The sequence below is a fragment of the Radicibacter daui genome (assembly GCA_030657355.1).
Classification (GTDB): domain Bacteria; phylum Pseudomonadota; class Alphaproteobacteria; order Radicibacterales; family Radicibacteraceae; genus Radicibacter; species Radicibacter daui.
The window spans coordinates 813,307-839,196 of record CP131056.1 but is presented as its reverse complement, the minus strand read 5'-3'; the positions used below and the strand labels follow the sequence as shown (position 1 = coordinate 839,196).

Here is a 25,890-nt window from a genome sequence, read left to right as displayed (position 1 = left end):
AGGTAGGTGCCCGAAAGCCATTTAGGCGCGCGCAGGACCGGCCGACCCGCAAACGGGAAGCCGGCCTGCAGGAACCGGGGGGGGATAGAGCGGTGGTTGGCACTAAAGACGAGTCGTTTCTGGATATCGACGCCATGCTGGCGGATTTTGAGTCGCTGCCGAGCCCGCTCGACAAGATAAAGCCGGCGGCGCCTGCCGCTGCCCCGATTCCGGTGGAGACACCGCTCAGCACCGGAGTGGATGACTGGACCATCGGCAGCGATGCGGATGATGAGCCCTATGAAGAGGCCGTACCGCCGGACGAGAGCCGCATCGCCGAGGCACTGAAGACCCTCGCCGGCAGCCCCTCTCCTGCGCTTGCCGGCTTCAGCGCCGCCGAGATAACGCTGCTGCTCTCCCGCTCGCCGCGCCCGCTGCTGCTGGTGAGCTATAATTTTGACTTTGCGAAACCCGGCGAGGATGCCGCCATTGGCAAGTTCATCCGCACCCTGTGCCAGGAAACGGTGAAGGCCGTTGCCGGTCGCCTGCCGGTGCTGCGGGTCAATGCCGTCTCCAACCAGCCGCGCGCCGTCTCCGTACCGTTCGACGCCGTGCAGGTGGCGCTGGTTGTCGGCGGCAAGAAGCTGATGGATGAAAGCCTGGTCTTCGACCCGCGCCTCAAGCTTGCCGATCTGCAAAACCATGCCCGCCTCTATCTCGGCTGGAGCGAACAGGCGGCGAGCGGCCACACCGCCGGTGACGGCGAGACCGGCCATGGGCAGATGGAGATCGACCGCGAGAAAGTGCGCGGCGCCGCACGGGCCTGCAATCTGCGCGGCGGCGTGCGGGTGGTGGATTTCAACCCGCGTGAACTCTCCGCCCTTATCGGGGCGATCAAACGCCCAACGCTGGTGGTGGAAACCAATGCCGACGTCGATGACCCGAGCCTCGGCGCCAATGTGGCGACCGCCAGCGAACGCCTGCACTCCCACATGGACCGGCTGACCCAGCGGCAGATCGCCTGCCTGATGATCAACCACACCGAAAATGATCTCTCCCGCCCTCCCGCCAGCGGCGGCGCACGACTGAGATTCCTCGATGCGCATCACGAGCTGATCGACAGCCTGGAGGTGCCAATGGTGGGCCAGGGCGATGGCGAGCTTTCCCGCATCGCCAGCACGGTGGATGGCTGGCTGAAGCGACTTAAGCCGGTCGACCCGTTCTGAGAAAATCAGCCTCCCCAATTCGGGGAGGCGGGCCCGAAGGGCCGGTGGGGGTAATGAAGTCTCTATCCGGCGAAGGCCTGTAAGAGCTGCGATTCATTACCCCATCCGGCTTTCAGCCACCTTCCCCGGAACGGGGAAGGATGTTCACTTCTTCGCGAAATTGGCCGCGATGCGCTGCTGCAGGTAATCATGGGCGGTGATGGGGTCGTAGAGCTTGCCCGGCCCTTCGATCACCGCGTCGCGGTTGGCCTGGCAGAAGAAGGGCATGGAATAACGCGGGCCCAGATATTCATCCGGATGCGGCATGCGCACGCGGTGAAGGGTAGAGAGCAGCTGGTCATCGCTCCAGCGCATCAGCATGTCGCCGATATTGCAGGTGATGAGGCCTGGCGCCGGTTCCACATCCGTCCATTCCAGTTCACCGCTCGCCGCGTCCTTGCCCGGGCAGAGCTGCAACCCGCCCTGGCCGGGGCGCTGGTGCAGCAAGGTCAGGCAGTCAAAATCCGTATGGGCGCCCGCCCGCCAGGCCGAAAAATCCTCAGGCTTGGCATTTTCCATCGGCAGGTAATGCAAAAGGCGCAAGGTCGACTGGTATTCCGGCGACAGCGGATCATGCCAGTCGGTAAAGGCATCCTCGGCAAAACCGAGTTTCAGGGCAAAGCAGGAGAGCACCTTCATGCCGAGCGCCCAGTTGGCCCGCTCGAAAGCCAGCATGATGGCCTTGAAGCCCGGTAGTGCTTCGCCCGGCCAGAGGTCCTTCATGCGCGGCAGGGTGATCTGGTAACTCTCCTTGCGATCCGCCGTGCCGGTGGAGGGGCGCACCTGGGACATATATTCCCAGCCGGCATTGGTGCCGCGGATGAGCGGCATGCCGGCTTTCACCTCCTGCGGCAGATCGAAGAATCGCTCGCACAGCAGAAAGGCTTCGTCGATCTGGCTTTGCGGAATGCCGTGGTTGATGAGCTGGAAAAAGCCGATTTCGGTGGCCGCCGCCCACAGCTGGTCGGCGATCCCGGCCTTGCGGGCTTCAAAATCGCTCATGTCGATGCGGGGCACCGAGCGTTCGCGGGTGCCGCCGAGGCCGCCATAGGTGCGCTCGCGCGCCACTTCTTTCATGTCAGTCGTCATGGGTAACGTCTCCATCGGGGTGGCCGCAGGCACCAAAACCTTTGGCCGGTTGAAGGAGCAATGACCGACGCGGGGGGAAACATTCTGCCCGCCGCGCTGACTGCTTCTACTCCGGATTTGCGAAACCATCTGCCGCCCTGCCCTTCAGGCTGCCGCCGCGATACGGGCGGTAACCCGCACGGCATCGGCGGCCAGCTGCTCCATATCGAGCCAGGGGATGCGGCCCTCTTCCACCACCGGGCGGCCGGCGACAAAACTTGCCTTCAGAAACGCTGCGCCGCCGGAGATGACCGGCCCCACCAGCCGGTCATGCTGGCCGAGATAACGCGGGTGGGAGAGATCGAAGAGCGCGAGATCAGCCGCCTTGCCGGGCTCGATGGTGCCGATAGCCTCCATGCCCAGCACCCGCGCGCCGCCGGCTGTCGCCCAGCTGAGCACCTCCTCCGCCGCAACCGCGCTGACGCCCTTGCCGGCGCGGTGCAGGGAAAAGGCGCTGTAGAGCGCGCTTATCATATCCGCCGCCTCGTTGGCCGCTGCGCCATCCACCGCAAGGGAAACCGCGCCGCCGGCCTTGAAGAGGACATCGGCCGGGGCGATGCCGGAGCCGAGACGGGCATTGGCCTGCGGGCAATGCGCCATGCCGGTGCCGGTTTCTGCCAGCAGTGCCACTTCGGAAGGATCGCACTCCACCAGATGGGCAAACCACACATCCGGCCCCAGCCAGTCGTGCCCGGCGAGCCAATGGACCGGGCGCTTGCCGTAGCGGCCGAGCGTGTAGTCGACATAGTCCATGTTTTCAGACAGGTGAGAATGCAGCCGGAGGCCCATGGCACGGGCACCGGCGGCAATCTCCTTCAGCTCTGCCTCTTCCAGCGAGAAGGTCGGTGTCGTCAGGGCCATTACCACCCGCCGCATGGCGTCCGGCGCCGGGTCATGCCAGCGCTTTGCCGCCGCCTCCACCGCCTTCAGCATCTGCGCTACCGGCTCTGTCGGCAGCGGGATGGAGCGGCCATCATCAAAATTGCGCCCCTTGGTAGCCCCGCCGCGCGCCAGCACAAAGCGCAGGCCGAACTTTTCCGCCACCTCGAACAGGATCTCGTTGGGGTCAAAATCATAATGCGGGGAATAGATGTAGTGATGGTCCGCCACCGTGGTGGCTCCGGAGAGCGCCAGTTCGGCAAGGCCAATGGTGGCGGCAAGGCGCATCGCCTCCTCATCCAGCCTGTGCCAGTAGCTATAGGGCACAAGGCGCAGCCAGCGGGCGAGTGCCTCGTTCAGCCCCTCCGGAATCGCCTTCAGCACACTCTGGAAGAGATGGTGATGGGTGTTGATGAGACCGGGCGTTACCACGCAGCCGGAAGCATCCACAATCTTCTCGCCGGATCGGGGCGAAAGAGCCCCGATTTCGGCGATCTTGCCGGCGATTACACGGATGGCGCCGCTGGTACGGGCCGCTACACCGGGAAGGCCGGTGAGGATGCCGACGGCATTGGTCACGAGAAAATCGCCAGAAGGCAAAGAAGAAGGCGGCACCGGACACCTCGATCATAAAGGGATCGTTTGCCGAGCAATGTCCCGGACGGCTCCACCAAAGGCGGGCAGCCCTGACCGCTTCTACTCTCTTTTCCTTATCAGCAACGGGCGTGCCAGAGACGGGACACTGAATTCTCAAGGACTTGGGCGTTTCGCCATCCAAAACGCTGCGCCAGAAAATGGGCAGGATGCCCGAAAGCTGTGCGGCCTGCCCTTTCCCCATTCATGGGGAAGGAAATTTCAATCCAGCACCAGGTCGTCGCGGTGGATGAGCTCGTCGCGGCCGCGATAGCCGAGAAGACCTTCGATCTCGCCGGAGCGGCGGCCAAGGAGGAGACGGGCATCGGCGGCGCTATAGGCGCTGAGGCCGCGCCCCAACACCTGGCCGGAGCGGCTGCGCACGAGGATGGCATCGCCGCGCTCGAAACCGCCTTCCACCGCCACCACACCGGCGGGCAACAGCGACTTGCCGGCGGCGAGCGCCTTGACGGCACCGTCATCCACCACCACCGAACCGGCTGGGCTGACATGGCCGGCGATCCAGCGCTTGCGGGCGGTGAGCGGGTTGGCCTGCGGCAGAAACCAGCTACATTTCGCCTCCCCCGTCTCCAGCGCGGAGAGCGGGTTCATGCGGTGGCCATTGGCGATCAGCATGCGGCTGCCGGCAGCCGTGGCGATACGGGCGGCGGCGATCTTGGTGACCATGCCGCCGGAGCTGTAACCGGGCGGCGGCTCGCCGGCCATCGCCTCGATCTCCGGCGTCAGCATCTGGATGACCGGCAGGTGGCGGGCATCCGGATCCTTGCGCGGATCGGCGGTGTAGAGCCCGTCGATATCCGACAGCAGAACGAGCGTATCGGCGGAGATCATCTGCCCGACGCGGGCGGCGAGGCGATCATTATCGCCAAAGCGAATCTCCGAGGTCGCGACCGTATCGTTCTCGTTGATGATCGGCACGGCGCCGAGACCGAGCAGGGTGGAGATGGTGGCGCGCGCATTGAGGTGGCGGCGCCGCTCCTCGGTATCGTCAATGGTCAGCAGCACCTGCGCCACGGTGATGCCGTGGCGGGCGAGCGTTTCCTGATAGGCATGGGCAAGGCGAATCTGGCCGGTGGCGGCGGCAGCCTGCTTTTCCTCCAGCTTCAGCACCCGGCCGGTAAGGCCCAGATGCTCCCGCCCGACGGCGATGGAGCCGGAGGTGACGATGGCAACCTCCACCCCGCGGGCCTTGAGCGCGGCGACATCGTCCGCCAGCGCATCCAGCCATTCGCGCCTGATCTGGTGCGTCTTGCCATCCACCAGCAGGGCCGAGCCGATCTTGATGATCAGGCGGCGCGCATCGGCAAGGCGTGGCAGGACATGGCTTATCCCCTCGGCATCGGGCGGCAGCAGGGCTCCGGTGCTGACAGCAGGATCGGCTGCGGCAGGAGCGGTATCTCCACGATAGGGGGCCATTTTCCAAATACTTCCGTCTGTCTCATCCGGCGCGCCTGCCCCTCCCCGGCCCTCGTATCGAGGGCAAAGAGGCGGCAAGGCCACCGCTGGCGGAACATGCCCGCGAAACAAGACGGCGTCGAGAGGCGGGATGTCCCGGAGGGCCTCCGGCGGGGCCTGAATGCCGTCGGGCCGCGAAAGCCGGAAGGCTCAGTCCAGCGGGCTCCAAGGCTTGGCCGGGGCTGCCAGATCTTCTTCCGCACGCACAGCAGCGGTGAAACGCTCGTCTTCCTCTTCGCCGCCTTCATGACCAGCAGCCGCAGCCTCCCGGGCACGCATGGCGGTTACATAGGTCTCCAGCTCGCGCAGCACCGGCAGCACGCCGTCGCCGGAAACACCGGAGAGGATGAAGACCGGATGGCCGCAGGCCTCTTCCAGCGCGGCGCGGCGCTCGGCGAGCGTTTCTTCATCCAGCGCGTCGATCTTGTTGAGAGCAACAATCTCGGGCTTTTCATCAAGGCCGTTGCCATAGGCTTCCAGCTCACCGCGCACGGTGTAGTAGGCCTCCGCCACATCTTCCTGCGTGCCGTCGACGAGGTGCAGCAGCGAGGCGCAGCGCTCGATATGGCCGAGGAAACGGGTGCCGAGACCGACACCTTCATGCGCGCCTTCGATAAGGCCGGGGATATCGGCCAGCACGAAGCCGCCATTATCCGTTTCCACCACACCCAGATTGGGGGTGAGGGTGGTGAAGGGATAATCGGCAATCTTGGGTTTGGCGGCCGAGGTGGCGGCAAGGAAGGTGGACTTGCCGGCATTAGGCAGGCCGACAAGGCCGGCATCGGCAATCAGCTTGAGGCGCAGCCACACCCAGCGCTCCTCCCCCGGGAAACCGGGCAGGGACTTGCGCGGCGCCTGGTTGGTGGGCGTCTTGAAATGGGCGTTGCCGAAACCACCGTCACCGCCCTTCAGCAGGTGAATCCGCTGGCCGGCGAAGGTGAGGTCTGCCAGCAGGGTTTCCTGGTCTTCATCAAAAATCTGCGTGCCGACTGGCACCTTGATGATGAGATCGTTGCCGGCTGCGCCGGTACGGTCCTGCCCCATGCCGCCATGGCCGCGCTCGGCCTTGAAATGCTGCTGGTAGCGGAAATCGATCAGGGTGTTGAGGCTGTGCACGGCCACGAACACGACATCGCCGCCGCGCCCGCCATTGCCGCCATTGGGGCCGCCGAACTCGACGAACTTCTCGCGCCGGAACGCCACGCAGCCATTGCCGCCATCGCCGGACTTGAGGAAGATTTTGGCTTCGTCGAGGAACTTCATTTTCTGCGGTCTCAAGGGCGCGGGCCCCCGAAGGACGGGGCCGGCCGGTTAGCATATCCCGAGAATAACAAAACGGGGCCGCGACTGGCGCGTCCCCGTTTTGCCTATTCATGTCCGCCGGGCCTCAGGGGAGGCCGGCGAAAGTCGCCCGAGCTTACTCGGCGGCTTCCGCGAACGGCTCGACGTTGACCGCATTCTTGCCGAAGCGGTTGACGCCGAAGCTCACCTTGCCATCCACCAGCGCAAACAGGGTGTGATCGCGGCCGATGCCGACATTGGCGCCCGGATTGAACTTGGTGCCACGCTGACGGACGATGATGTTGCCGGCAATCACCGACTCACCGCCGTACTTCTTGACGCCAAGACGACGGCCTTCCGAATCGCGACCGTTGCGCGAGGAACCGCCAGCCTTTTTATGTGCCATGGTCTGTTACTCCTTGACCTGAACCAGAAGGGCCGTTCGCGCGGATCAGGCCGACACGATGTCGGTGATGCGCAGGACGGTGAGGTCCTGGCGGTGGCCGTTCTTGCGCCGGTAGTTCTGGCGGCGCTTCTTCTTGAAAATGATGATCTTCGGACCGCGGGTCTGCTCGACCACTTCAGCCTTGACCAGGGCACCGGCGAGCACGGGGGTGCCCACCTTGGTACCTGCTTCACCGCCGACCATAAGAACGTCGTCGATCTCGACGGAAGCACCGGCTTCGTAAGCCAGCTTCTCGACCGTGATCACGTCGTCCTTGGCGACCTTGTACTGCTTACCGCCACTGCGAATGACTGCGAACATCGCCTGAAACCCGATCTTCATACGGATAAAAGAGAAAGGCGGCCCCGCCGCTCAGCACCCTGGGAACTCCAGACGATGGCTCCCGATGAAAGGAACTTTTGCCTGAAGCCCTCCCGGTAAACTGCGAGAGCCGGACCGCTCGAAACCGTGGCGGCGCAGACTACACAAAGAAGTTTGCCAGTCAACACCTTTCCCCGGAAACATCCCCGAAGGAAGGCCTCATCCCGGTCGTGACGCGGCTTATACAGGGTGCCGGCCCAAAGTGCGAGTCATCCTTTGGCAAAAAACCGGCTACCACTCCGCATGGCCCCTTGCCGGCAATGCATGGCCCGGCGGGCATGGCTCGGGGTCGGCCGAAAACGCCGCCTTGCCGGCCTGACGTCCCCTTCCCTGCGCCATCCGCCCCGCCCGGAACGCCTCACAAAAGGGGTGTTGCCGTGCTGCATTGCCCTTGTTGTCCTGCCGTCGGGAAATGTTGGCTGAACGGCGCGCCGGAAGCCGACAAAAACCGGCGGATGACCACAAATGCCAACATTTCGGGCCCTCCATCACCTTGGCCGCCGAATCGCCCGGAGCGGCGGGCACGGCCAGAAGCGGCGCCAGACGCCGCCGGAAAAGCTGCAGCCGTAACGCGGTCAGGCCAGCCCCTCTTGTGGGAAACACCGGAGAGGAACAGCAGGAACCACGTCAGGCGCGCCTCGTCCGAATGTAGGAACAAAGATAGAACAAAACGTCGCCGGACGCAAGCAGCACAGGCCCTTAACCCCAGGAACGCGCAGGATCGTCCCCAACAGGGCAAATCTGCCTTGCCAGCCCGCAGCCCTTGGGCTAGGTTCCGCGCCGCTTCGCCGCCGGGCCCCGCCACTCAGGGCCCCCTGCCTTCCCTTACTTGCTTAAGAGAAGCCTGGCCTCAAGACGCGGTCGCGAACGCTCCCAGCTGCGGAGAGGTGCCGGAGTGGTTGAACGGGACGGTCTCGAAAACCGTTGTGCTCGCAAGGGTACCGTGGGTTCGAATCCCACCCTCTCCGCCAGAATTTCTTACTAAGTCATTAAAAATAATCTCATTTTTGTTAAGCCAAACCAACCAACCCCCAATTCAACCCACAACAGGCCATCTCCTTGGCGGTCATCATTTAGCAGCAGTCTAATCTAGGCTCGGCCCACCTATAAATTCACTTCGTCCAGCAGTGTCCAACACAAGACGCTCTATCCGCGACATATGGCGCTCGCTCAGTAAAAACAAATCAACCATCCCAGCCTCCTCTTCGGAGAACGTGAATCACACCTCAACCGAAATTAATAGGTCCTGGGCTCAGCCCCTACAATCGCGGGCCAAACTGGCCGATACTGATCGTAGCGGCTTTCCAGTGGTGCTCCCTATGCTGGTGCACAAAGCCTCTGGTCTGGAATTTCTCGGCTAGCTCCCTGAATGGGGGTCGCTCTGCGAGAGAGTGGGGCCTCCGAGCGCTCTCCCGCTTCGCTGTCAGGTCAACTGATCGCTTTAACCACACCGCCATTGGCGATGCATGTGAACTGACGAAAGTCGTTTGCGACCAAGCCCCTCAGCTCCCCGCAGTAGCGGTCAATAGCGCAAAGACGAGCGACGATCATCGGGTTCTTGATAATCAACTTGGGTTATAATCATTGCCAGCCTCCCGCAGGCGGTGCCGTACACCGCGCCCTTCACACAAGCAGCTCTGGAAACCGCATGCATAGCAGTTCCCTTATCACCATGCTCGTTGCCGGGTTCGGCCTTGCCTTCGTGTTTGGAGCGCTGGCTCATAAACTGCGCATCTCCCCGCTGGTGGGTTATCTGCTGGCCGGAGTTCTGGTTGGCCCCTTTACGCCCGGTTTTGTTGCTGATCAGACCCTGGCCAACGAGCTGGCGGAAGTAGGCGTCATCCTGTTGATGTTTGGCGTTGGGCTGCACTTTTCCTTCAAGGATCTGCTGTCGGTCAAAGCTCTCGCCGTTCCTGGCGCCATCGTCCAGATCGTGATTGCCACCGCTCTCGGCATGGGGTTGGCCACGCTGCTGGGCTGGTCCCTTGCCGGAGGGGCGATCTTCGGCCTCGCTCTCTCCGTTGCCAGCACCGTGGTGCTGCTGCGAGCACTCCAGGAGCGGCGCCTTGTCCTGACGGAACGGGGGCGGATCGCGGTCGGCTGGCTGATCGTCGAGGATCTGGCGATGGTGCTGGCCTTGGTCGTGCTTCCGGCCATTGCCGGAGCCGTCAAGGGAACCTCCGTTGATGCGGGGCCGTTTGGCCTGGGGATCGCAGGCGTGCTGCTGGTCACCTTTGCCAAGGTCGCGGCTTTCGTCATCATCATGCTGGTGATCGGCCGCCGGGTCATCCCGTGGCTGCTGCACTGGGTGGCCCATACTGGTTCCCGGGAACTGTTCAGGCTGTCGGTTCTGGCGATTGCCATCTGCGTCGCCTATGGCGCGGCTGCCCTCTTCGGCGTCTCCTTTGCCCTCGGTGCCTTCTTTGCCGGGATGATTCTAAGCGAGTCCGAGCTCAGCCAGCAGGCAACCGCAGAAACACTGCCGCTGCGGGACGCCTTTGCCGTCCTGTTCTTCGTCTCCGTCGGCATGTTGTTCAATCCGGCGATTCTGATCGAGGCACCGTGGCAACTGGCAGCGACGCTCGCCATTATCCTCGTCGGTAAATCGCTGGCAGCCTATTTCATTGTGCTTGCTTTCGGGCGCTCGAAAGGAACCGCCCTGACCATCGCGGCGAGCCTGGCACAGATCGGCGAATTTTCGTTCATTCTGGCGGGTCTGGGGGTCAATACGGGCCTGTTGCCGGAGATGGGGCGGGACCTCGTTCTCGCCGGTGCGATCCTCTCCATTCTGGTCAATCCACTGCTGTTTGCCATCATCGCCCGCAAGACGGGGCTTGAAGACGCCACTTCCGCACGGCCGGCCTCCGGCGCCCCACCGAACGAAACCGCTGCGGATAAACCCGCTTCTCCCGGGTCGGACGAAACCGCCTCCGACCTTGTTCCCAGCACCCTTTCGGATCATGTGGTGCTTATTGGTTATGGCCGGGTCGGAGCGCTCGTGGGCGCCGGGCTGAAGCAGGCCGGAATGGCGTTTCTGGTGATCGAGGATCGCGCCACACCGGCGGAAGCCGCCCGACTGGACGGCGCAGAAGTTGTGTTCGGCAATGCCGCTGATCCGCAGGTATTGTCTGCGGCCAACCTGACGGCTGCCCGCCATCTGGTGGTGGCTATTCCGCAGGCTTTCGAAGCCGGGCAGGCGGTGCAACAGGCACGCAGCACCTGCCCGGATCTGGAGATCGTCGCGCGCGCCCATTCCGACGCCGAGGTCGAGCACCTCGAAAAATGCGGCGCCACGCGCACGATCATGGGAGAGAGGGAGATCGCCCGCTGCATGCTGGAGCTCGTGTCAGCCCCGGTGTGACAAAGCAATCTCCTCCAAGGCCCCGGGGCTATCGACCCTTTGACGGCTCCTTTTTTCGCCTTGCCTTCCAGTCCCCCAAAAACAACAGGATCGGTGCGGCGATAAAAATTGAGGAACTCGTGGCGATGAGGATGCCGAACACCATCGGAATGGCAAAACTCGTCACCGCCGCACCCCCGCTCACCGCCATCGGCAACATGGAAAGGAACGTCGTCGTCGAGGTGAAAATGCAGCGCGCCAGGCTCTCATTGATACTCTTGTCGATGATCTGCCGCAGCGGCATCGACTTATAAAGACGCAAATTCTCGCGCATGCGGTCATAGACCACCACCTTGTCATTGACCGAATAGCCGATGATGGTAAGCAAGGCGGCTATGGCGGTGAGGTTGAAATCCAGCCCCGTCAGGGCAAAGAAGCCCACCGTCTTGGTGGTATCGAGGATGAGCGTGGCGATGGCCCCGACGGCAAAATGCCACTCGAACCGCCACCAGATGTAGCCAAGCATCGCCGCCATCGCGAGCGATACGGCGATGAAGCCTGAGCTGGCCAGCTCGCCGCTCACCTTCGGCCCCACCACTTCCGTGCTTTCGACGCTGGCTCCCGGAATGATCTCGCCAATCGCCGCGCGCAATTTTTCCACCGCGCCGTTCTGCGCCTCCTCGCCGCCCGGCTGGCGTTCGGCGCGGATGAGCACACTGTCCTTGCCGCCGATATTCTGCAACGCGATTTCCCCGAGCCCGAGGCCGGTAAGCCCTTCACGCAACGCGGCAAGGTCGGGCGACTGCGGTGCCTCGACCTCCATCTGGATGCCTCCCTTGAAGTCGATCCCGTAGCGCAGCCCCGGCGCAAAGAAGAGCGCGATAGAGGTGAGCGACAGGATGGCGGAAAGCCCGATCCCGAAGAACCGCGCCTTCATGAAGGAGATCTCCGGATTGTCGGGCACCAGCTTGAATAGCGGCTTGAATTCCAGTGTCTTCAGCCGTCGCCGGCGCACGATCTCCGTCATCAGCACCCGCACCACGGAGACGGCGGTGAACATCGAAATGCCGATACCCAGCATCATGGTGATGGCAAAGCCCCGGACCGGGCCGGAGCCGAACATGAAAAGCAGCAGCGTCGCTATCAGTGTCGTGACATTGGAATCGACAATGGTGGAATAGGCCCGCCTGAAGCCGACATCGAGCGCCTGCAGCACACTGGCCCCCCGCTTCAGCTCCTCCCTGATCCGTTCATTGATGAGGATGTTGGCGTCCACCGCCATACCAATACCGAGAATGACGCCGGCGATGCCCGGCAAGGTCAATGTGGCGCCGATCAGGCCGAGTGCTCCCACTGTGAGGATCACATTCAGGCAAAGCGCAAGGTTGGCGATCATGCCCCAGCCGCGGTAGAGAATGACCATGAAGGCCACGACCAGCGCGAAACCCGCAAGGCCGGTCAGCAGCCCCATGCGGATTGCATCACCTCCAAGATCGGGGCCGACGCTGCGCTGCTCGATCACGGTAAGGGGTGCCGGCAGCGCACCCGCACGCAGCAACGCCGAAAGCACCGACGTTTCAGCCACCGTGAAGTCGCCGCTGATCTGGCCCGAGCCGCCAGTGATCGCCTCGCGGATAACCGGTGCCGTCAAGACTTTGCCGTCGAGCACGACAGCGAAAGCGCGACCCAGATTGTTGCGGGTGATATCGGCGAATTGCCTGGTCCCGAGGCTGTCGAAGCGGAACGATACGATGGGCTGACCCGAGCGCTGGTCAAAGCCGGCCTGGGCATCCGTCAGCCGGTCGCCGCTGAGCAGGGTTCGGTTCTCCACCGGATACCGCACCTTGCCATCGGCCGATGGCATCATGGTCACCCCGGCCGGCACCCGGCCACGCATCCCGTAATCCGGGGCCACCAGATGAAAGCTCATCTGCGCCGTGGAACCGAGCAGCGCCTTGAGGCGCGTCGGGTCCTGCAAGCCCGGAAGCTGCACCAGAATACGGTCGGCGCCCACCCGCTGGACCGTGGGCTCGGCCACACCCACCTGGTCTACGCGGCGACGCACGATTTCCAGGCTTTGATCCACTGCGGCAGAAACCCGGGCATGCACTCCGGCTTGCGTCAGCGCGGCGGTGACGGCCCCCTCTGCGGCGGCAACATCGAATTCATAGACGCCGGGCCCGAAGGACGATCCTCCGGCCCAGGCATTGATGCCCTTGAGCACGGTGGTCATCCGGTCAAGATCAGCCGGATCGCCGGGAACAAAACTCGCCGTGTCGCCGTCAACCCGCACCGACTTCAGGGCAAGACCCTCTTCATCAGCCTTTTTGCGTGCATCCTCGACAAAGGTCTTGAGGCGGGCGGCTTTAAGCGCCCCGGCATCCACCTCAAGCACGAGATGGGAACCACCACGCAGATCGAGGCCGAGCGTGACCTGTTTTTTCGGCAGCCAGTCCGGCAGGGCGGCCAGTTGTCCGGGTGTTAGAATATTGGGCAAAGCGATAAGAACCCCGACCAGCACGATCAGGGCATAGGTGGCAAGGCGCCACGGGGAAGTGCGCATAAGCTGATTTATCCAGGCAATAGGCAGGTGCCATCCGTCGGCGTTAATACGCCAGAAGAACGACATGCCGGGCTGACATCCGGGTGAAGCCGCGCGTGAAGGCGCAGCAGGAGATCAGGTTCTGCCGGGAGGGGCGCGCGCCTCAAATCCGGCTTGGTGCGCAAAAAGAATTACCGCTGTTGCCGGTCGCCCGGCGGGCCTGTCCTGGGCCATTCTCGGCAGGGCAAGCGAAGGCGGCAGCCCGAAATCCGGCCCGTGCCCTGCACCGGCATGTCCCCGGGCATCGACGCGCCCCGACGGCTCGCCAAGGCGCAGGCGCAGATCGACCTGAATTTGCGCCGAAAGCTGGGGCGCAGGCGCCGGTTTCAGCGTGTCAGTCCCCGAAACGGCCGACGTCAGATCACCGGAAGGCGACAACCTCCCGACAAGATCGCCGCCATTCGCCATCAGCAGCGTCGCAACGAACCATAGCCCCAGCAGCAGTCGGGTCAGGAAAGTGCCGCCATGGCAACTTGTCGGGGTTCGTGTCAGCGTCGTCTCATCGGTCTGGAGCGGTCCTGCCTCGTGGGCACGGGGGCCTTATGCGGGTGTTTTCCGGATCTGTCGATAGGCGGAAAAAATGGCCCCCATCCGTGGGTCAAACGCCAATTTGCCCGCAATGGGTTGATCATAGCCACCTGGAGACAATATAATCCGATACGAAACGAAAAATTGTAACCTATGATAAATTTTCAAAATTCCAATTCAAGCTTTGATTAGACAATAATGCGCATAGGGACGTCAATTCAGAGTCTTTATTGGAGCGACGCGAAAGGAGATACTTCATGGAGAAGCATGTTATTCACAATCCGGACGGCCCCGACATTGAATTCGAGGGGTCTGTTATTATCCGTGAGCGCTCTGCCGATCTAGGCATGCTCAGGATTTATAAAACCCGAGCCGGCTCCTATGTTGCCGAGCAACGGCGAAATGCACTACGCGGCCGCGAGATGATCAACAGGGCTGCTGCCTTTCGCACCCTTGGCGAACTGGCGGCCTGGATGGGCAATTCGCGGGATGCCAAGGCCATCATGGAGCGCATCGGCCATCCTGTGCGCCGCCAGATCGAGTAGATGAAATTTCAAGTTCGTGCAGATCGACGGTCAGTGTGGTCAGCGGGCCTGTCCAGTCAGTTGTATTCGCGTTCGGCGGCGATGGCCCTGGCGCCATACTTGAAGGCACCATAGGCAATCACGAGCGTGACCAGGCCGCTGCAAATATAAAAGCCCATGGAAGACAAGCCAAGCGAACCGCTCAAGGCCCAGACAACACCAATCGCCAATGCCAGCGTCTGTCCGGCCACTACTCCGGTGGCGCAGATGGCGCTGATGACACCCTTCAACGGGACCGGCTTCCGTTCTTCTGACATGCCCGTTCCTTGAGATTATCGGAATGCTCTTTCGGCGCCTTCTATAGCTGCCGGGTTTCGAGAAAGGCAAGCTGTTAGAAGCTTTGCCACCGAACGGTTCTTTGACATAGTGAGGGCGCCTCGTCGCCGCTCTGACGACTTTGTTGCTACTGGCAGAAAGATGGATCTGTTAACCGCCTTTGGGCTGTTCGCGGTAACCGCGATGCTGGTTTGCTATGCGTTGGAAAGCCGTTCACCCCGGTGGGTGCTGGCCTTTGCCGTGTCTTGCTGGCTCGGGTCCGCCTATGGCTTCCTGCAAGGGGCGTGGCCCTTTGGCCTGATCGAAGCGATTTGGGGCCTCGTTGCCGGTCGGCGATGGTGGCGGCAGCATGGTCTGACTTTGTGACCGGTGGCTGAATGCGCCTCGATATGGAGCGTGCGAAAGCGGTCGTCGAAGGGGCGACGGACTTCGTCCCGGCCGAGGAGGGCAACCTTGATCTGGACATCGCCGTCTACAGGATCATACATCCTGGCGGGGAGTTCTTCGGCGTCCACGCCATCTGCCCCCTGTTCCCCCGGTGGTCCGTCTTTACCTGTTCGGACGAGGCACAGAACTGCGCTGCCGCTTATCTCGGCGAATTATAGGCGCATCAGCATCAAGAGATCGGCGCCGTACACGGGACCTTCTCTTTCGACCTTGTCTAGTTCCAAGACGGTTATTGGTTTCATCCTCGCGAAATTTATGGTCCGAGCGGATTAAGACACGTCAAATCGTCAATCAGAACGCTTCGGGGCATGCCATAATCAGTCGTAGGATAGCCGTGGTCTTCCTCAGCACCATAGAGAGTCTAGCGCTAGCGAGCGTCTGTCCTTGTCTCTCGATCTTCACATTTGGACCCTCAAAAATATTGTCTATACAGATGGCGGGAGTTCCCCTTTCGCCAGAGAGCAAGGGCGTTCGTGCATCATACGTAGGTTACGGAAGGCGTTGGGGCTAATCCAACTGAGCCTAGTTTGCTTTGTCCTTCCTCACCATATGCGGCGCAATGCCGCATATTTCGGCGACGCACGGAATACAGAGCCGCTGCCCAGACCGCTATCCATTATCTACCATGGTACGTGGGCCCTTAAGGTTGGGATAATAAATGCTCAGAAGAACCCTGAAGAACAAGGTTAGAAGCCAAATGAAGACGGTCCGCTTGTTTCTGGTTCTAGGGACATTGCCCTTGGTCGTTGGCTGTGAAGGCACCGGTATGGTGTTGGGTGATTTTGCCGCTGCGATGGCAGGCCAGCCTCTCCCTTCTCAGCAGGAGCCGGAGACCACGGCGGATGCCGCCCCGAATGGTTTCGATCCAAATGGCGCTGCGACCGGGTATCCAACATTGAACTCTGCTGATCGTGCGATGGCGGAGAGTTGGAGTGCAGACTTTCCGCTACAACCGACGGACGATCCCTCGCAATGCAACAGTGACGACAGCGATTTTACCCGTTGGATCAATAGTGTTACGGCGGCCTCCTCCAGCGGAGACGTCTGTGCCGCTGCCAAGGGGGCTTATGTCATCAACACGGCAGGCGCCGCCAAGGCGCGCTATTGTGCCCAGTTCTATAGCGGCGAGCAGAATGCACAGGCGTTGCAGCAGGCCGACGCATATGATGGGACGGCCGCCGAGGCAGTGGCAACGGCTAGGCAGAGTTGCGGCGGTTGAGGTCAGTGATTTGCCCCCTTGATCGCGGGGGCCACCGACAACGGTCGGTCTCCGAAAGGGGAGACCTGCGCTGGAGGCGTTGGACACAAAATACTGCGGCTAGTGCAGGTTCCACTGCCAATGAGCAGCAACCCTGCTTCTAAATACGGGCAAGTTAATAAGTAGGAAGTTATGTACGATTCCTTACCAAGATGGAGAGGTCGTTATAAAAAGGAGTTATTGGATTTAGGAAAAATTACGATTGTCCAATGTCGGGAATTTCCGAATCGTTAATCGCGTAATTAACGGCACTTTTGTTTATTTTCTCTCTAAAGGGAGGCATATTTTTGCTGTAGAAATCATTTATAAGTTGTTAATTTCATTTTGTAGGCTTTTTTTGTTTCTTTTCGACGTCCTCAGGTATTCAGTCATGGGGTTGGCTCATAATAGGAGGAACCCCATGGCTAAGTATTGGTCGGGTCAAGAGTGCCCCAAATCCGCAAACTATGGACAATACCACGATACCAACAATAAATATGCGGGTTCGACGTATGATAGATACGTCGAGAAGGGGAAAACGTTCCCGCCATCATTGAATAATCATCATTTTGAGCAAAAATAAACGCACTGTACAAAACGGCGGCAGCTGGATGAAATATAAACTTAGGCTGCCGCCACTCACTATCCATTAGCCAGCTTACTTGGAAATCAAGAATTTATAAAAGGTAATGCCTAACCAACCTGGACCGGATTGATGTCAATTTCCTCGAAGGCTGTTGCCTTTGACCTGTTCCCCAACATGTTAGCATTCAGCAGTAGAGTCCTGACTGCAATTGATGCCCGGTATGGGCAGGGGATGCAACGGGAGCCGGGGCATGCCCCGGCTCCCGTTGCGGGATCGATCTTGCGGCCTTGTCAGCCGGCGTCATGCCGCCGAGCGCCGAGTGCGGCCGCACGTGGTTGTAATCCTCCCGCCACGCAGCCAGCACCTGCCTTGCATGGCCGAGGGAGCGGAACAGGGTCTCGTTCAGGCATTCATCCCGCAGCTTGCCGTTGAAGCTCTCGATGAAGGCATTCTGGGTCGGGTTGCCGGGAGTGATGTAATGCCAGTCGATCTTGCGATCCTGGCTCCAGCGCAGGATCGCCGTGCTGGTCAGCTCCGTGCCGTTGTCCGACACCACGCAGGTCGGTTGGGTACCGCGATGCGCAATCAGCTGGCCGAGTTCCCGGGCGCCCCGCGCGCCAGAGAGCGAGGTATCGGCAACGAGCCCCAGACACTCCCGCGTGAATCGTCGACAACCGTCAGGTTCCGGAACCGCCGCCCATCGCTAAAGGCATCGGACACGAAGTCCAGCGACCAGTGCCGGTTTGCACCGGCCGGAAGTACCAGCGGAGTCCTTGTGCCAAGCGCCCGCTTCCTGCCGCCCCGGCGCCGGACCATCAGCTTCTCCTCGCGGTAAAGCCGCAGGAGTTTCTTGTGGTTCATCACGATGCCCTCCCGGGCCAGAAGAACACCGATCCGCCGAAAGCCGAACCACCGCCGCTCGGCCGCCAGTTCCCTCATCCGGCTCCGGATCGCCTCATCATCGTCGCGGCAGGACTGATAGCGCAGCACCCGCCGCGCAATCCCGACCAGCAAACACGCCCGACGCTCGCTCATGTGCGTGGCCTCTGGCGGCGTATGCCCGGTTTCCGCAACATGCCGGCCAACCTCACCGGCTCGAGCATCTGCGGCTTGGGAGTGCATCTGGCAGATACCGGTGCCCGGGACAGCAGCCCGGGACAGCAACACCGCCACGGAGGTCGGCAAATTCGTCGAACTGGCGGAAAGCCCGCGGATGAACACCTATATCTTCGGCGTCGACAAGGGCACCATGGCGGCTGCCTTCTGTGAGTCCGACTTGCGTTTCCTGGCCGGTGAAGCCATCGGCCAGGCAAAGGCTGCGCCTATCCGGCCCCGGGCAGTTGGCGGTAGCGCCCCAGCCGCTTCAGCTTCTCGTTGAGGGTCCGGTGCGGGATCTTCAGGAGTCCGGCGGCAAGGCCGGCCTTGCCGTCAGCCTCCTTCAACGCCTGTTCGATCAGGCTGAGCTCGAACCGGTCGACCCGCTCCGGCAGCGACGCGTCTTCCGCCACCGCAGCCGGCATGGCGGCTGCGTCCGGCTGCCAGTCGAGGCCGAGCGCCCGCCGTTCCGCCAGCAGTTTCAGTTGGCGGACATTTCCCGGCCAGCCATAAGAGAGGATGAGATGGGTTTCCTGAACGCCAAGCGGCCTCACCTCGCGCCCCAGCCGGCCGGCCATCGACCGCATGAAATGCTCGAACAGCAGCACCGCATCGTGCCCCCGCTCGCGCAGCGGCGGCAGGGCGATCTCGGCCGCCATCAGGCGATAATAAAGATCCTCCCGGAACAGCCCGCGGGCGGCGAGTGCGGCGAGGCTCTCCTTGGTGGCCGACACCACCCGGATATCTATGGCGATCTCGCGGTTCGAGCCCAGGCGGGTCACACTGCGTTCCTGCAGCACGCGCAGCAGCTTGGCCTGGGCGGAAAGCGGCATGCTTTCCACCTCGTCCAGAAAAAGCGTGCCGCCCTGCGCAAATTCGAACTTGCCGACCCGGGTGCTCCCGGCCCCGGTAAAGGCCCCCGCCTCGTGGCCAAAGAGTTCGCTCTCTAGGATATCGAGCGGCACGGCGGCACAGTTGATCGCCACATAAGGCGCGTTGCGGCGCGTGCTGCAATCATGCAGCAGCCGGGCGACCACTTCCTTGCCGGAGCCTGTCTCGCCATGGATCAGCACATCGACCGGATAGGCCGCAAGCTGTGCCAGCACTGCCCGCAGCCGGGCCGTCGCTTGATCGGTTCCAATCAGCCTTTCGCTGAGGAGAGAGCGCACCTCTTGGCTGCGCTCCAGTGACAGGAGGCGTCGGCGCAGCCGCGATTGCTCGATGGCATTGCGCAGCATGCCGATCAGCTGTTCCGGCACGTAAGGCTTTGTCAGAAAGGTAAAGGCTCCCGCCTGCATTGCCGCCACCGCCATCGGCACGTCGCCATGGCCGCTCAGCAGGATGGTCGGCAGGTCGGGCCGCTGCCGGCCGACCAGCGCCAGAAGCTCAAGCCCGCTCATACCCTGCATGCGCACGTCGGAGAGGACGACATCAATGTCTTGCGCCTCGATAGCTCTCATCGCTTCCCGGCCGCTGGCCACCTCGACCACCTGCAGATCATTCAGCTGCAGCCATTGCGCCAGAGAACGGCGCAGCGGCGCGTCATCTTCCACCAGCAGCACGCTCGCCCTCTCGCCCGTCATGCGCTGCACCTCGTCGGGGTCGGAGCATCTTCCGCCGCGCTGTTGAAGCTGAGGGCAAAACTGGCCCCACCCAGCGACGAGCGGCCGAAACTCAGACTGCCATGGTGATCGGTCACGATGCGATGCGCCGTTGCGAGCCCGAGGCCTAACCCTTCGCCCGGCGCCTTGGTGGTGTGGAACGGCTCGAACATATGCTCGCCCATGCTCGCATCCACCCCCGGCCCGCTGTCGTCGATGGTCACGACACAGCGGCCATCCACCCGCCGTCCCAGCACCTCTATGCGTCGGCCGTCCCGCTCGCGAACGGCGTCGATGGCATTGTTGAGCAGGTTGAGGATTACCTGATCCAGCTGCATGGCATTGCCATAGACGGGCAGCGCTGCCTCCATGCGGCAGGACACGGCAATATCGAGATCAGCAAAGCGGAACTTCAGCAGCTTCAGTGTCTTTTCCACCTGAGCGCCGAGATCAAGTTCGGCAAAGCTGTCTTCTTCCCGCCGCGCCAGACGCTTCAACTGGTCGGTCAGGCTGGAGACACGGCCGATCACTTCCGCCATCATGTCGACATTGCCCTCGATCGCCTCGTAGCTCCTGCGCCGCACCAGCAGCCGGGTCGAGGCGACATAGGTGGCAAGCGCAGCCAGCGGCTGGTTGATCTCATGCGCCATGCCGGCGAAGGCCTCGCCCATCAGCGCAAGTTTCTCCGCCCGCGACAGGTTGCTGCGGGTGACATCCAGCTGCTTTTCGGCCTGCTGGCGTTCGATGATCTCCTGCTCCAGCCTTTCATTGGCGGTGCGCAAGGCAACCGTGCGCTCCGCCACCCGCCGCTCCAGCTCTCCGAGCGTGCGGCGCGCGATGGCCCGGCCACGGCCAACCTGCAAGGCAATGATGACCCCGGCGGCCACCAGCATGGCCGCCATTACTGAAGCGGCCGCCACAATATCCGCCTGATTGCGGATATCATCGAGCGCGGCGAAATAATTGAGCGTCCATTCCTCCTGGCCGAACGGCATGGTCACGCGCAGGCGCTCGTCACGCGTGGTTCCCCGCCCGAAGCTCACCACCTCATGACCGGCGAGGCTGGTGGTGCGGAACTTCACGTCGGATATCACCGCCTCGCCATAGCGCCTTTCGGCCCTGAGCCGGCCGAGCGTCGCCGCATCCACCGCGCGCGTCGCCATATAGCGCCAGTCGGAGCGGGAGGAGAGGAAGACGATGCCCTGCCGGTCGCTCATCGCCACAAGCTCCGAGGCGTCGCGCCATTGTGTCTCCACCGGCAGCAGGTCGATCTTCACGATGGCCACCCCCACCGACGCTCCGCCGAAGCGAATCGGCACTGCCAGGAAATAACCCGGCTGCGCCGTGGTGGCGCCCACCGCGTAATAGCTGCCGAACCCGCTGGCGAGCGCATTCTGAAAGTAGGGGCGATAGCTGTAATTCTGCCCGACGAAGGAACCCGGCTGGTCGTAATTGCTGGCGGCAATGGTAAGTCCGTCGGCATCGGTCACGAACAGCGCGAGCGCGCCGGAGGCGCCGGCAATGCGTGCCAGCAGCCGGTTGGCCTCGGCCCGCTTGTCGGTCTGCCCACCGGAGGCGAACAGCTCCTCCGTCTCCCGCGAGCGGGCAATCACCTCCGGCAGATAACGAAAGCGCTCGATGCGGGTCGACAGGGTGGCCGCAATCAGCTTCAGCCGCTCGCCGGAGTTGCCGGCCGCATCCTGCAGCCCTTGCTTGATCGAGGCGTCGCGGGCCAGCTTGAAGATGCCCGCAAGCAGCACCGCAAACACCAGCAGCAGCGGCAACAGCTTTCGGCGTGGCAGGCGATCCGCAAAAGCGGATCTATGCGGGGGCGCTTCCGTCACTCTTGTTCTTCCGGGCGTGCCTTCTGAATGGGCCGGTTAGTTCTACGCTACCGTCGGTTAGTCCAAGGTTAACCCCTGACGCTCATCGAGCGCAAACCGGTCATGTTCGGCATGGACCATCTGCGCGAGTTCCTTCTTGATCTCGTTGAAGGCGGCGGAGTTGCTGTCGCGCGGATAGGGCAGCTCGATGCGGATATCCCGTTTGATGGTGCCCGGCCGATAGGTCAGGATCACCACGCGCGAGCCGAGATAAACCGCCTCTTCGATGGAGTGGGTGACGAAAACGATGGTCTTGCCGACCGCCTGCCACAGGCGCAGCAACTCATCCTGCAGAGAGCGACGCGTCAGCGCGTCGAGCGCACCGAAGGGCTCGTCCATCAGCATGATCGGCGGATCAAGAGCCAGCACACGGGCGATGGCGACGCGCTGGCGCATGCCGCCCGACAGGTCCTTGGGGTAACGGCGACGAAACTCCCTGAGCCCCAGTGTCTCCAGCAGCCTGTCCACCGCCTCGGCTATCTGTACCTTGGACAGGCCACGGATCTCCAGGCCGAAAGCAACGTTCTGCTCCACTGTCATCCAGGGAAACAGCGCATATTCCTGGAACACCATGCCCCGGTCGGGTCCCGGCGCCGTAATCGGCTTGCCGCAGACTTCCAGCGTGCCGGAGGTCGGCAGCGCAAAGCCGGCAATGGCGTTTAGCAAGGTGGACTTGCCGCAGCCGGACGGCCCCAGCAGGCAGACGAACTCTCCCGCTGCAATCTCCAGATCGATGTCCTTGAGCGCCGTGACCGCGCCGGGCTCCCTGCCGAATATCTTGTTGACGCCGACGGCGCGCACCTGGGGCAAACGGGTGGTCTCGTCCTGCGACGGCGTGGGGGACGGAAACATGTTGGACATGGACGTTCTCTCCTGCCTTTGGCATCGGGCGCGCACGGTTTTCCGCGCGGGCGTGCCGCGCCCCCCGTGCCGGAGCGATGCCTTATGATTGGGAAATGTTTCAGCCAGCCCGGGGCAGTCCCCGAAGCGCGCGCCTCGGGGACCGCCGGCGGGGGGTCAGGATTCTATGCCGCGGTGCCAGCGCAGCAGGTGGTTGTTGAGCCTGTTGACACCGACATCGATCGCGAGGCCGAGCGTGCCGATGGCGATCATTCCGGCGATCACCTTGTCGGACCAGAGATACTCACGGGCTTCCAGGATGCGGTAACCAAGGCCGCTGTTCACCGCAATCATCTCGGCGACGATGACGACGATGAAGGCAGTACCGATGCCGATGCGCATGCCGGTAAGGATGTAGGGCGTGGCTGCCGGCAGGATGACGCGCCGGAACATCGTCATCCTGCCGGCCCCGAGATTGGTGGCCGCCCGCACATAGATGCTATCAACGTTGCGCACCCCCGTGATCGTATTGATGAGCACGGGAAAGAACGCCCCGATGGCGATCAGGAAGATGGCCGGCGGATCACCGAGGCCGAACCACAGGATCGCCAGCGGGATATAGGCAATCGGCGGGATCGGCCGCAGGAACTGCACCAGCGGGTCGAGCAAGCCTTCGACCCGCCGGTCCGTCCCCATCAGCAAACCAAGCGGCAGCGCCAATCCCGCGCCCACGACAAAGCCCAGCACGACACGGTGCAGGCTGGCAAACATGTCGCTGAGCAGTTCGCTCGATTGCAGCCAGTCCAGCACCCCCGTGCTCTCGGCAAAGGACTGCCCGGGCAGCAGATAAAGCCAGAGCCTTTCGATGATGGCGACGGGCGACGGGAGAATTGCCGGCCGCACGTAACCGAGCATCGAAAACCCCTGCCAGAGCAGGATGAGGATGACCGGAACCGCCAGGACACGAAACAGACGCGCGCCCATGGTTTACTGCCCGGCCTTGAGGGCTTCCTCAAGCAGGTCGGTCTTGACCCACTCGGTCGCCTTGGGCGGATTTTGCAGCTTGCCGACGCCATATTTGAGCATCAGGTCCGTGGTGGTCTGCACATGCTCGGGCGTGATGTCGTAGCTGTAGGGCGAATTGCCGATCGCGTCCTTGAAATCCTGATCGGTGATCCGCTTCTTGAACATGTCGTTGATGACATAGTCCTCGGCGACATCCGGATGTTCAATGAAGGTTTTTGTCGCCTCCACGAACAGCCTCATCGTGCGTTCGGCAACATCCCGCTTCTTGTAGAAATCCTCGGAGAAGACAAGCGAGCGCACCGGCATGCCGAGCGGGGTGTCATAAGGTTTCATGATCTCAACGCCGACGCCCTTGTTGAGCGCCTGGCTCGCCTGCGGCTCGGACTGGCACATGGCGTCGATCTGGCCGGTCATCAGGGCGAGGTTCAGATCGGCAAAGGCCATATAGACCAGTTGCACATCCTTGCCCGGCTTGTCCGACCAGGTAAGGCCGGCCTTGTCCAACTCGGCCAGCAGCAGCAATTCCTGTGCGCCGCCCCGTGCCACGCCGACCTTCTTGCCCTTGAACTGGGCGATCGAGGTAATCCCCAGCTTGGAGCCGGCGATGATCCGCGCCCCGCCCTTGGCAAAACCGGCAACGGCATAGATCGGCACCCCCTGCGCACGGCCGGCGATGGCCGCATCCACGGCGCTGGCGGCGATGTCAACCTCGCCGGCAATGACGGCCGGCAGGATGTCTATGCCCTTGGCGAAGAACCGTTCCTCGATCTCCAGCCCGTATTTGGGAGCCAGTTCCTTCATGTAGGAGATCGCGCCGTAATGCGCGAATTTGAGATTGGCGAGGCGAACCTTGTCCGCTGCATGGGCTGAGCTGGACGCAAGAACGGCCATTGCCGCCACCGCGAGGTGGCGCACGAGGTACTTCATCGATTTCCTCCCGATTATTAGGGTCTCTTAGGTCGGCGCGCCTGCACGCACCGCCATCACCTGTTCCGCAAGCGATGTGCCAGCGGGAGCACGAACCCCTGAATGAGCCGAATTCGAGAGTGGTTTTGAACGGTGAGGCTCTCCACCTGTGCCCGTTAATTCACTGAAGAATTTCGTTTTTCTTCGGCTGTTAGTTTCGCGCATATCGGTGCTCGTTCACCAGAAAGCCGCGAGCTTGCAGCGCGATGCCCGGCTTTTTTTAGGCAAATCCCTGCCAAATCGGGGCTTCACCCGAGCAAGAACCTGCTCGCCCAAGGCCACGCTTAAGCCCGCGTGGCAAAGCCCAGAAACCCTCTCTCCGGTTGCAGGGCTTGGCATGAATGTGCAACCTCGGCGCGCTAGCACCGACCCCTGATAGGACACATAAGGCGCGCTAGGCACTTACAGCGCAATGCGTTGAGAACATCAGCAGTGCTTGCATAGAAGATGAGGAAAGCTGAATAACCACAATGAGCGCCCCTCATTTTAGCCCTCAAGCAAGGGATTAAATCCGAACCCAAGAGAGTAAATTTTGGAATTACAGAAGCAATACCTACGACTTAACATGATTCTCTATCTTAATTATTGCGCCACCGTTGTGCGATTGATATCATATTCATCCTAATAAAATTTCATGGAGGGTTATCAATTGCCTATACTCAAAAAATTAACTGTTCTTAGCGCCTTAGGAAGTGTCCTTTGGATCGTGGCCGTCGCGCCCGCCTCTGCAGCAGATCGCCGAGTTGAAATAATCAACAAAACAGGCGGAAATATTGAAGAATTCTATGCCTCAAATAGCGGCACCGATTCATGGGAAGAGGACATCCTTGGCGCCGACGTACTGGAACCCGGCCAGTCTATCATCATTGACATTGATGACGGCACTGGCGCCTGCAAATTCGACTTCAGGGCTGTGTTCGATGACGGAAGCGATCTAGTTAAAAGCAGAATAAATGTCTGCGAGACGGCAAGCTATACATATACTGAGTAAACTGATTTCTGCTTTTACAATATATTTACAACGAACGAATCTCTTTTTAACATCAACCTCGGTTGAGATCGACATAAATTACGTACATCAACCGACGCAGAACTCGGCGGGGCGATCAAACTGGCGCTAAGCGGTTAGAGCCGAGGCCCTTCTTGGGCGCAGTGGCGGATCGTCTGGTGGATAGTGCGTACCGCCAGAAAACAACAATGGTCGCCCCTTCTTCGAGGGAAAGCGTTGTCGAATGCGCACTTTCGGACCCGTTGGCAGCCCCACCTTGGGCGCCGCTTCCACCTGGATACGACCTTCTACCTTCTGGTTAATCCCATAGCGCCTCCCCCATTCCTGCGCGGATGATCCACCACCAAAAACCGAGGCCAACACCCAGGGCACCCGATAAGACGATTACGGTCTCTCGACCATC

20 protein-coding genes, 1 tRNA gene and 1 pseudogene are annotated in these 25,890 nt (G+C 61.7%); 8 read left to right on the top strand and 14 right to left on the bottom strand.

The window, feature by feature from the left end; all coding sequences use genetic code 11:
* Positions 1–92 precede the first annotated feature (92 nt).
* Positions 93–1,205 (top strand): hypothetical protein, encoded by a 1,113-nt coding sequence (locus tag QTL98_RS03915; RefSeq protein WP_445680917.1) that lies wholly within the window; start codon positions 93–95, stop codon positions 1,203–1,205.
* A gap of 144 nt (positions 1,206–1,349) precedes the next feature.
* Here the strand turns inward: QTL98_RS03915 and QTL98_RS03910 are convergent, their stop codons facing one another.
* From QTL98_RS03910 to rplU, 6 genes are all read right to left on the bottom strand, one after another.
* Positions 1,350–2,333: an isopenicillin N synthase family dioxygenase gene (locus tag QTL98_RS03910; protein WP_445680916.1), complete on the bottom strand. Its 984-nt coding sequence runs from the start codon at positions 2,331–2,333 to the stop codon at positions 1,350–1,352.
* 144 nt (positions 2,334–2,477) lie between these two features.
* Positions 2,478–3,830, bottom strand: a complete 1,353-nt coding sequence (locus QTL98_RS03905; protein WP_445680915.1) for an amidohydrolase family protein — start codon at positions 3,828–3,830, stop codon at positions 2,478–2,480.
* A 276-nt stretch (positions 3,831–4,106) separates the two neighbouring features.
* A complete protein-coding gene (proB, locus tag QTL98_RS03900; RefSeq protein ID WP_510637546.1) occupies positions 4,107–5,222 on the bottom strand; it encodes a glutamate 5-kinase in 1,116 nt (371 codons plus the stop codon).
* A 288-nt stretch (positions 5,223–5,510) separates the two neighbouring features.
* Positions 5,511–6,623, bottom strand: coding sequence for a GTPase ObgE (gene obgE, locus QTL98_RS03895; protein WP_445680914.1), 1,113 nt, complete (start codon positions 6,621–6,623; stop codon positions 5,511–5,513).
* A gap of 154 nt (positions 6,624–6,777) precedes the next feature.
* On the bottom strand, positions 6,778–7,047 hold the full coding sequence (gene rpmA / locus QTL98_RS03890; RefSeq protein ID WP_445680913.1) for a 50S ribosomal protein L27: 270 nt from the start codon (positions 7,045–7,047) through the stop codon (positions 6,778–6,780).
* Between the two features lie 45 nt (positions 7,048–7,092).
* Positions 7,093–7,407: a 50S ribosomal protein L21 gene (rplU, locus tag QTL98_RS03885; protein WP_445680912.1), complete on the bottom strand. Its 315-nt coding sequence runs from the start codon at positions 7,405–7,407 to the stop codon at positions 7,093–7,095.
* A 941-nt stretch (positions 7,408–8,348) separates the two neighbouring features.
* On the opposite strand from rplU, the gene QTL98_RS03880 reads away from it, so the two are divergent.
* Positions 8,349–8,438, top strand: a tRNA-Ser gene (locus tag QTL98_RS03880).
* Positions 8,439–9,115: 677 nt separating this feature from the next.
* Positions 9,116–10,828 carry a cation:proton antiporter domain-containing protein gene (locus QTL98_RS03875; protein ID WP_445680911.1) on the top strand — a complete coding sequence of 571 codons (1,713 nt, stop codon included), beginning with the start codon at positions 9,116–9,118 and terminating at the stop codon, positions 10,826–10,828.
* A 28-nt stretch (positions 10,829–10,856) separates the two neighbouring features.
* On the opposite strand, the gene secD is transcribed toward QTL98_RS03875, so the two are convergent.
* Positions 10,857–13,370, bottom strand: coding sequence for a protein translocase subunit SecD (secD, locus tag QTL98_RS03870; RefSeq protein ID WP_445680910.1), 2,514 nt, complete (start codon positions 13,368–13,370; stop codon positions 10,857–10,859).
* A gap of 824 nt (positions 13,371–14,194) precedes the next feature.
* Between secD and QTL98_RS03865 the strand changes: the two genes are divergently transcribed.
* On the top strand, positions 14,195–14,482 hold the full coding sequence (locus QTL98_RS03865; RefSeq protein ID WP_445680909.1) for a hypothetical protein: 288 nt from the start codon (positions 14,195–14,197) through the stop codon (positions 14,480–14,482).
* A 56-nt stretch (positions 14,483–14,538) separates the two neighbouring features.
* Here QTL98_RS03865 and QTL98_RS03860 read toward each other — a convergent pair whose 3' ends face one another.
* The gene (locus QTL98_RS03860; protein WP_445680908.1) at positions 14,539–14,778 is read right to left on the bottom strand and encodes a hypothetical protein; all 240 of its coding nucleotides are present in this window, start codon (positions 14,776–14,778) and stop codon (positions 14,539–14,541) included.
* A gap of 160 nt (positions 14,779–14,938) precedes the next feature.
* Between QTL98_RS03860 and QTL98_RS03855 the strand changes: the two genes are divergently transcribed.
* The 3 genes from QTL98_RS03855 (at position 14,939) to QTL98_RS03845 (ending at position 16,463) form a co-directional block, all read left to right on the top strand.
* Positions 14,939–15,163 carry a hypothetical protein gene (locus QTL98_RS03855; protein WP_445680907.1) on the top strand — a complete coding sequence of 75 codons (225 nt, stop codon included), beginning with the start codon at positions 14,939–14,941 and terminating at the stop codon, positions 15,161–15,163.
* 11 nt (positions 15,164–15,174) lie between these two features.
* Positions 15,175–15,402, top strand: a complete 228-nt coding sequence (locus QTL98_RS03850; protein WP_445680906.1) for a hypothetical protein — start codon at positions 15,175–15,177, stop codon at positions 15,400–15,402.
* A gap of 500 nt (positions 15,403–15,902) precedes the next feature.
* The gene (locus QTL98_RS03845; protein ID WP_445680905.1) at positions 15,903–16,463 is read left to right on the top strand and encodes a hypothetical protein; all 561 of its coding nucleotides are present in this window, start codon (positions 15,903–15,905) and stop codon (positions 16,461–16,463) included.
* A 788-nt stretch (positions 16,464–17,251) separates the two neighbouring features.
* On the opposite strand, the pseudogene QTL98_RS03840 reads toward QTL98_RS03845, so the two are convergent.
* The 6 genes and pseudogenes from QTL98_RS03840 to QTL98_RS03815 all read right to left on the bottom strand — a co-directional run.
* Positions 17,252–18,102, bottom strand: a pseudogene (locus tag QTL98_RS03840) (IS3 family transposase); the annotation flags it as partial.
* A gap of 287 nt (positions 18,103–18,389) precedes the next feature.
* The gene (locus QTL98_RS03835; RefSeq protein WP_445680904.1) at positions 18,390–19,745 is read right to left on the bottom strand and encodes a sigma-54-dependent transcriptional regulator; all 1,356 of its coding nucleotides are present in this window, start codon (positions 19,743–19,745) and stop codon (positions 18,390–18,392) included.
* Positions 19,742–21,607 (bottom strand): sensor histidine kinase, encoded by a 1,866-nt coding sequence (locus QTL98_RS03830; protein WP_445680903.1) that lies wholly within the window; start codon positions 21,605–21,607, stop codon positions 19,742–19,744. Before QTL98_RS03830 ends, QTL98_RS03835 begins: the two co-directional genes overlap by 4 nt.
* A gap of 57 nt (positions 21,608–21,664) precedes the next feature.
* Positions 21,665–22,507 (bottom strand): ABC transporter ATP-binding protein, encoded by an 843-nt coding sequence (locus QTL98_RS03825; protein WP_445680902.1) that lies wholly within the window; start codon positions 22,505–22,507, stop codon positions 21,665–21,667.
* A gap of 156 nt (positions 22,508–22,663) precedes the next feature.
* Positions 22,664–23,470, bottom strand: coding sequence for an ABC transporter permease (locus QTL98_RS03820; protein ID WP_445680901.1), 807 nt, complete (start codon positions 23,468–23,470; stop codon positions 22,664–22,666).
* Between the two features lie 3 nt (positions 23,471–23,473).
* Positions 23,474–24,439 (bottom strand): ABC transporter substrate-binding protein, encoded by a 966-nt coding sequence (locus tag QTL98_RS03815; protein WP_445680900.1) that lies wholly within the window; start codon positions 24,437–24,439, stop codon positions 23,474–23,476.
* Between the two features lie 673 nt (positions 24,440–25,112).
* Here QTL98_RS03815 and QTL98_RS03810 point away from each other — a divergent pair.
* Positions 25,113–25,469 (top strand): hypothetical protein, encoded by a 357-nt coding sequence (locus tag QTL98_RS03810; protein WP_445680899.1) that lies wholly within the window; start codon positions 25,113–25,115, stop codon positions 25,467–25,469.
* Positions 25,470–25,890 lie beyond the last annotated feature (421 nt).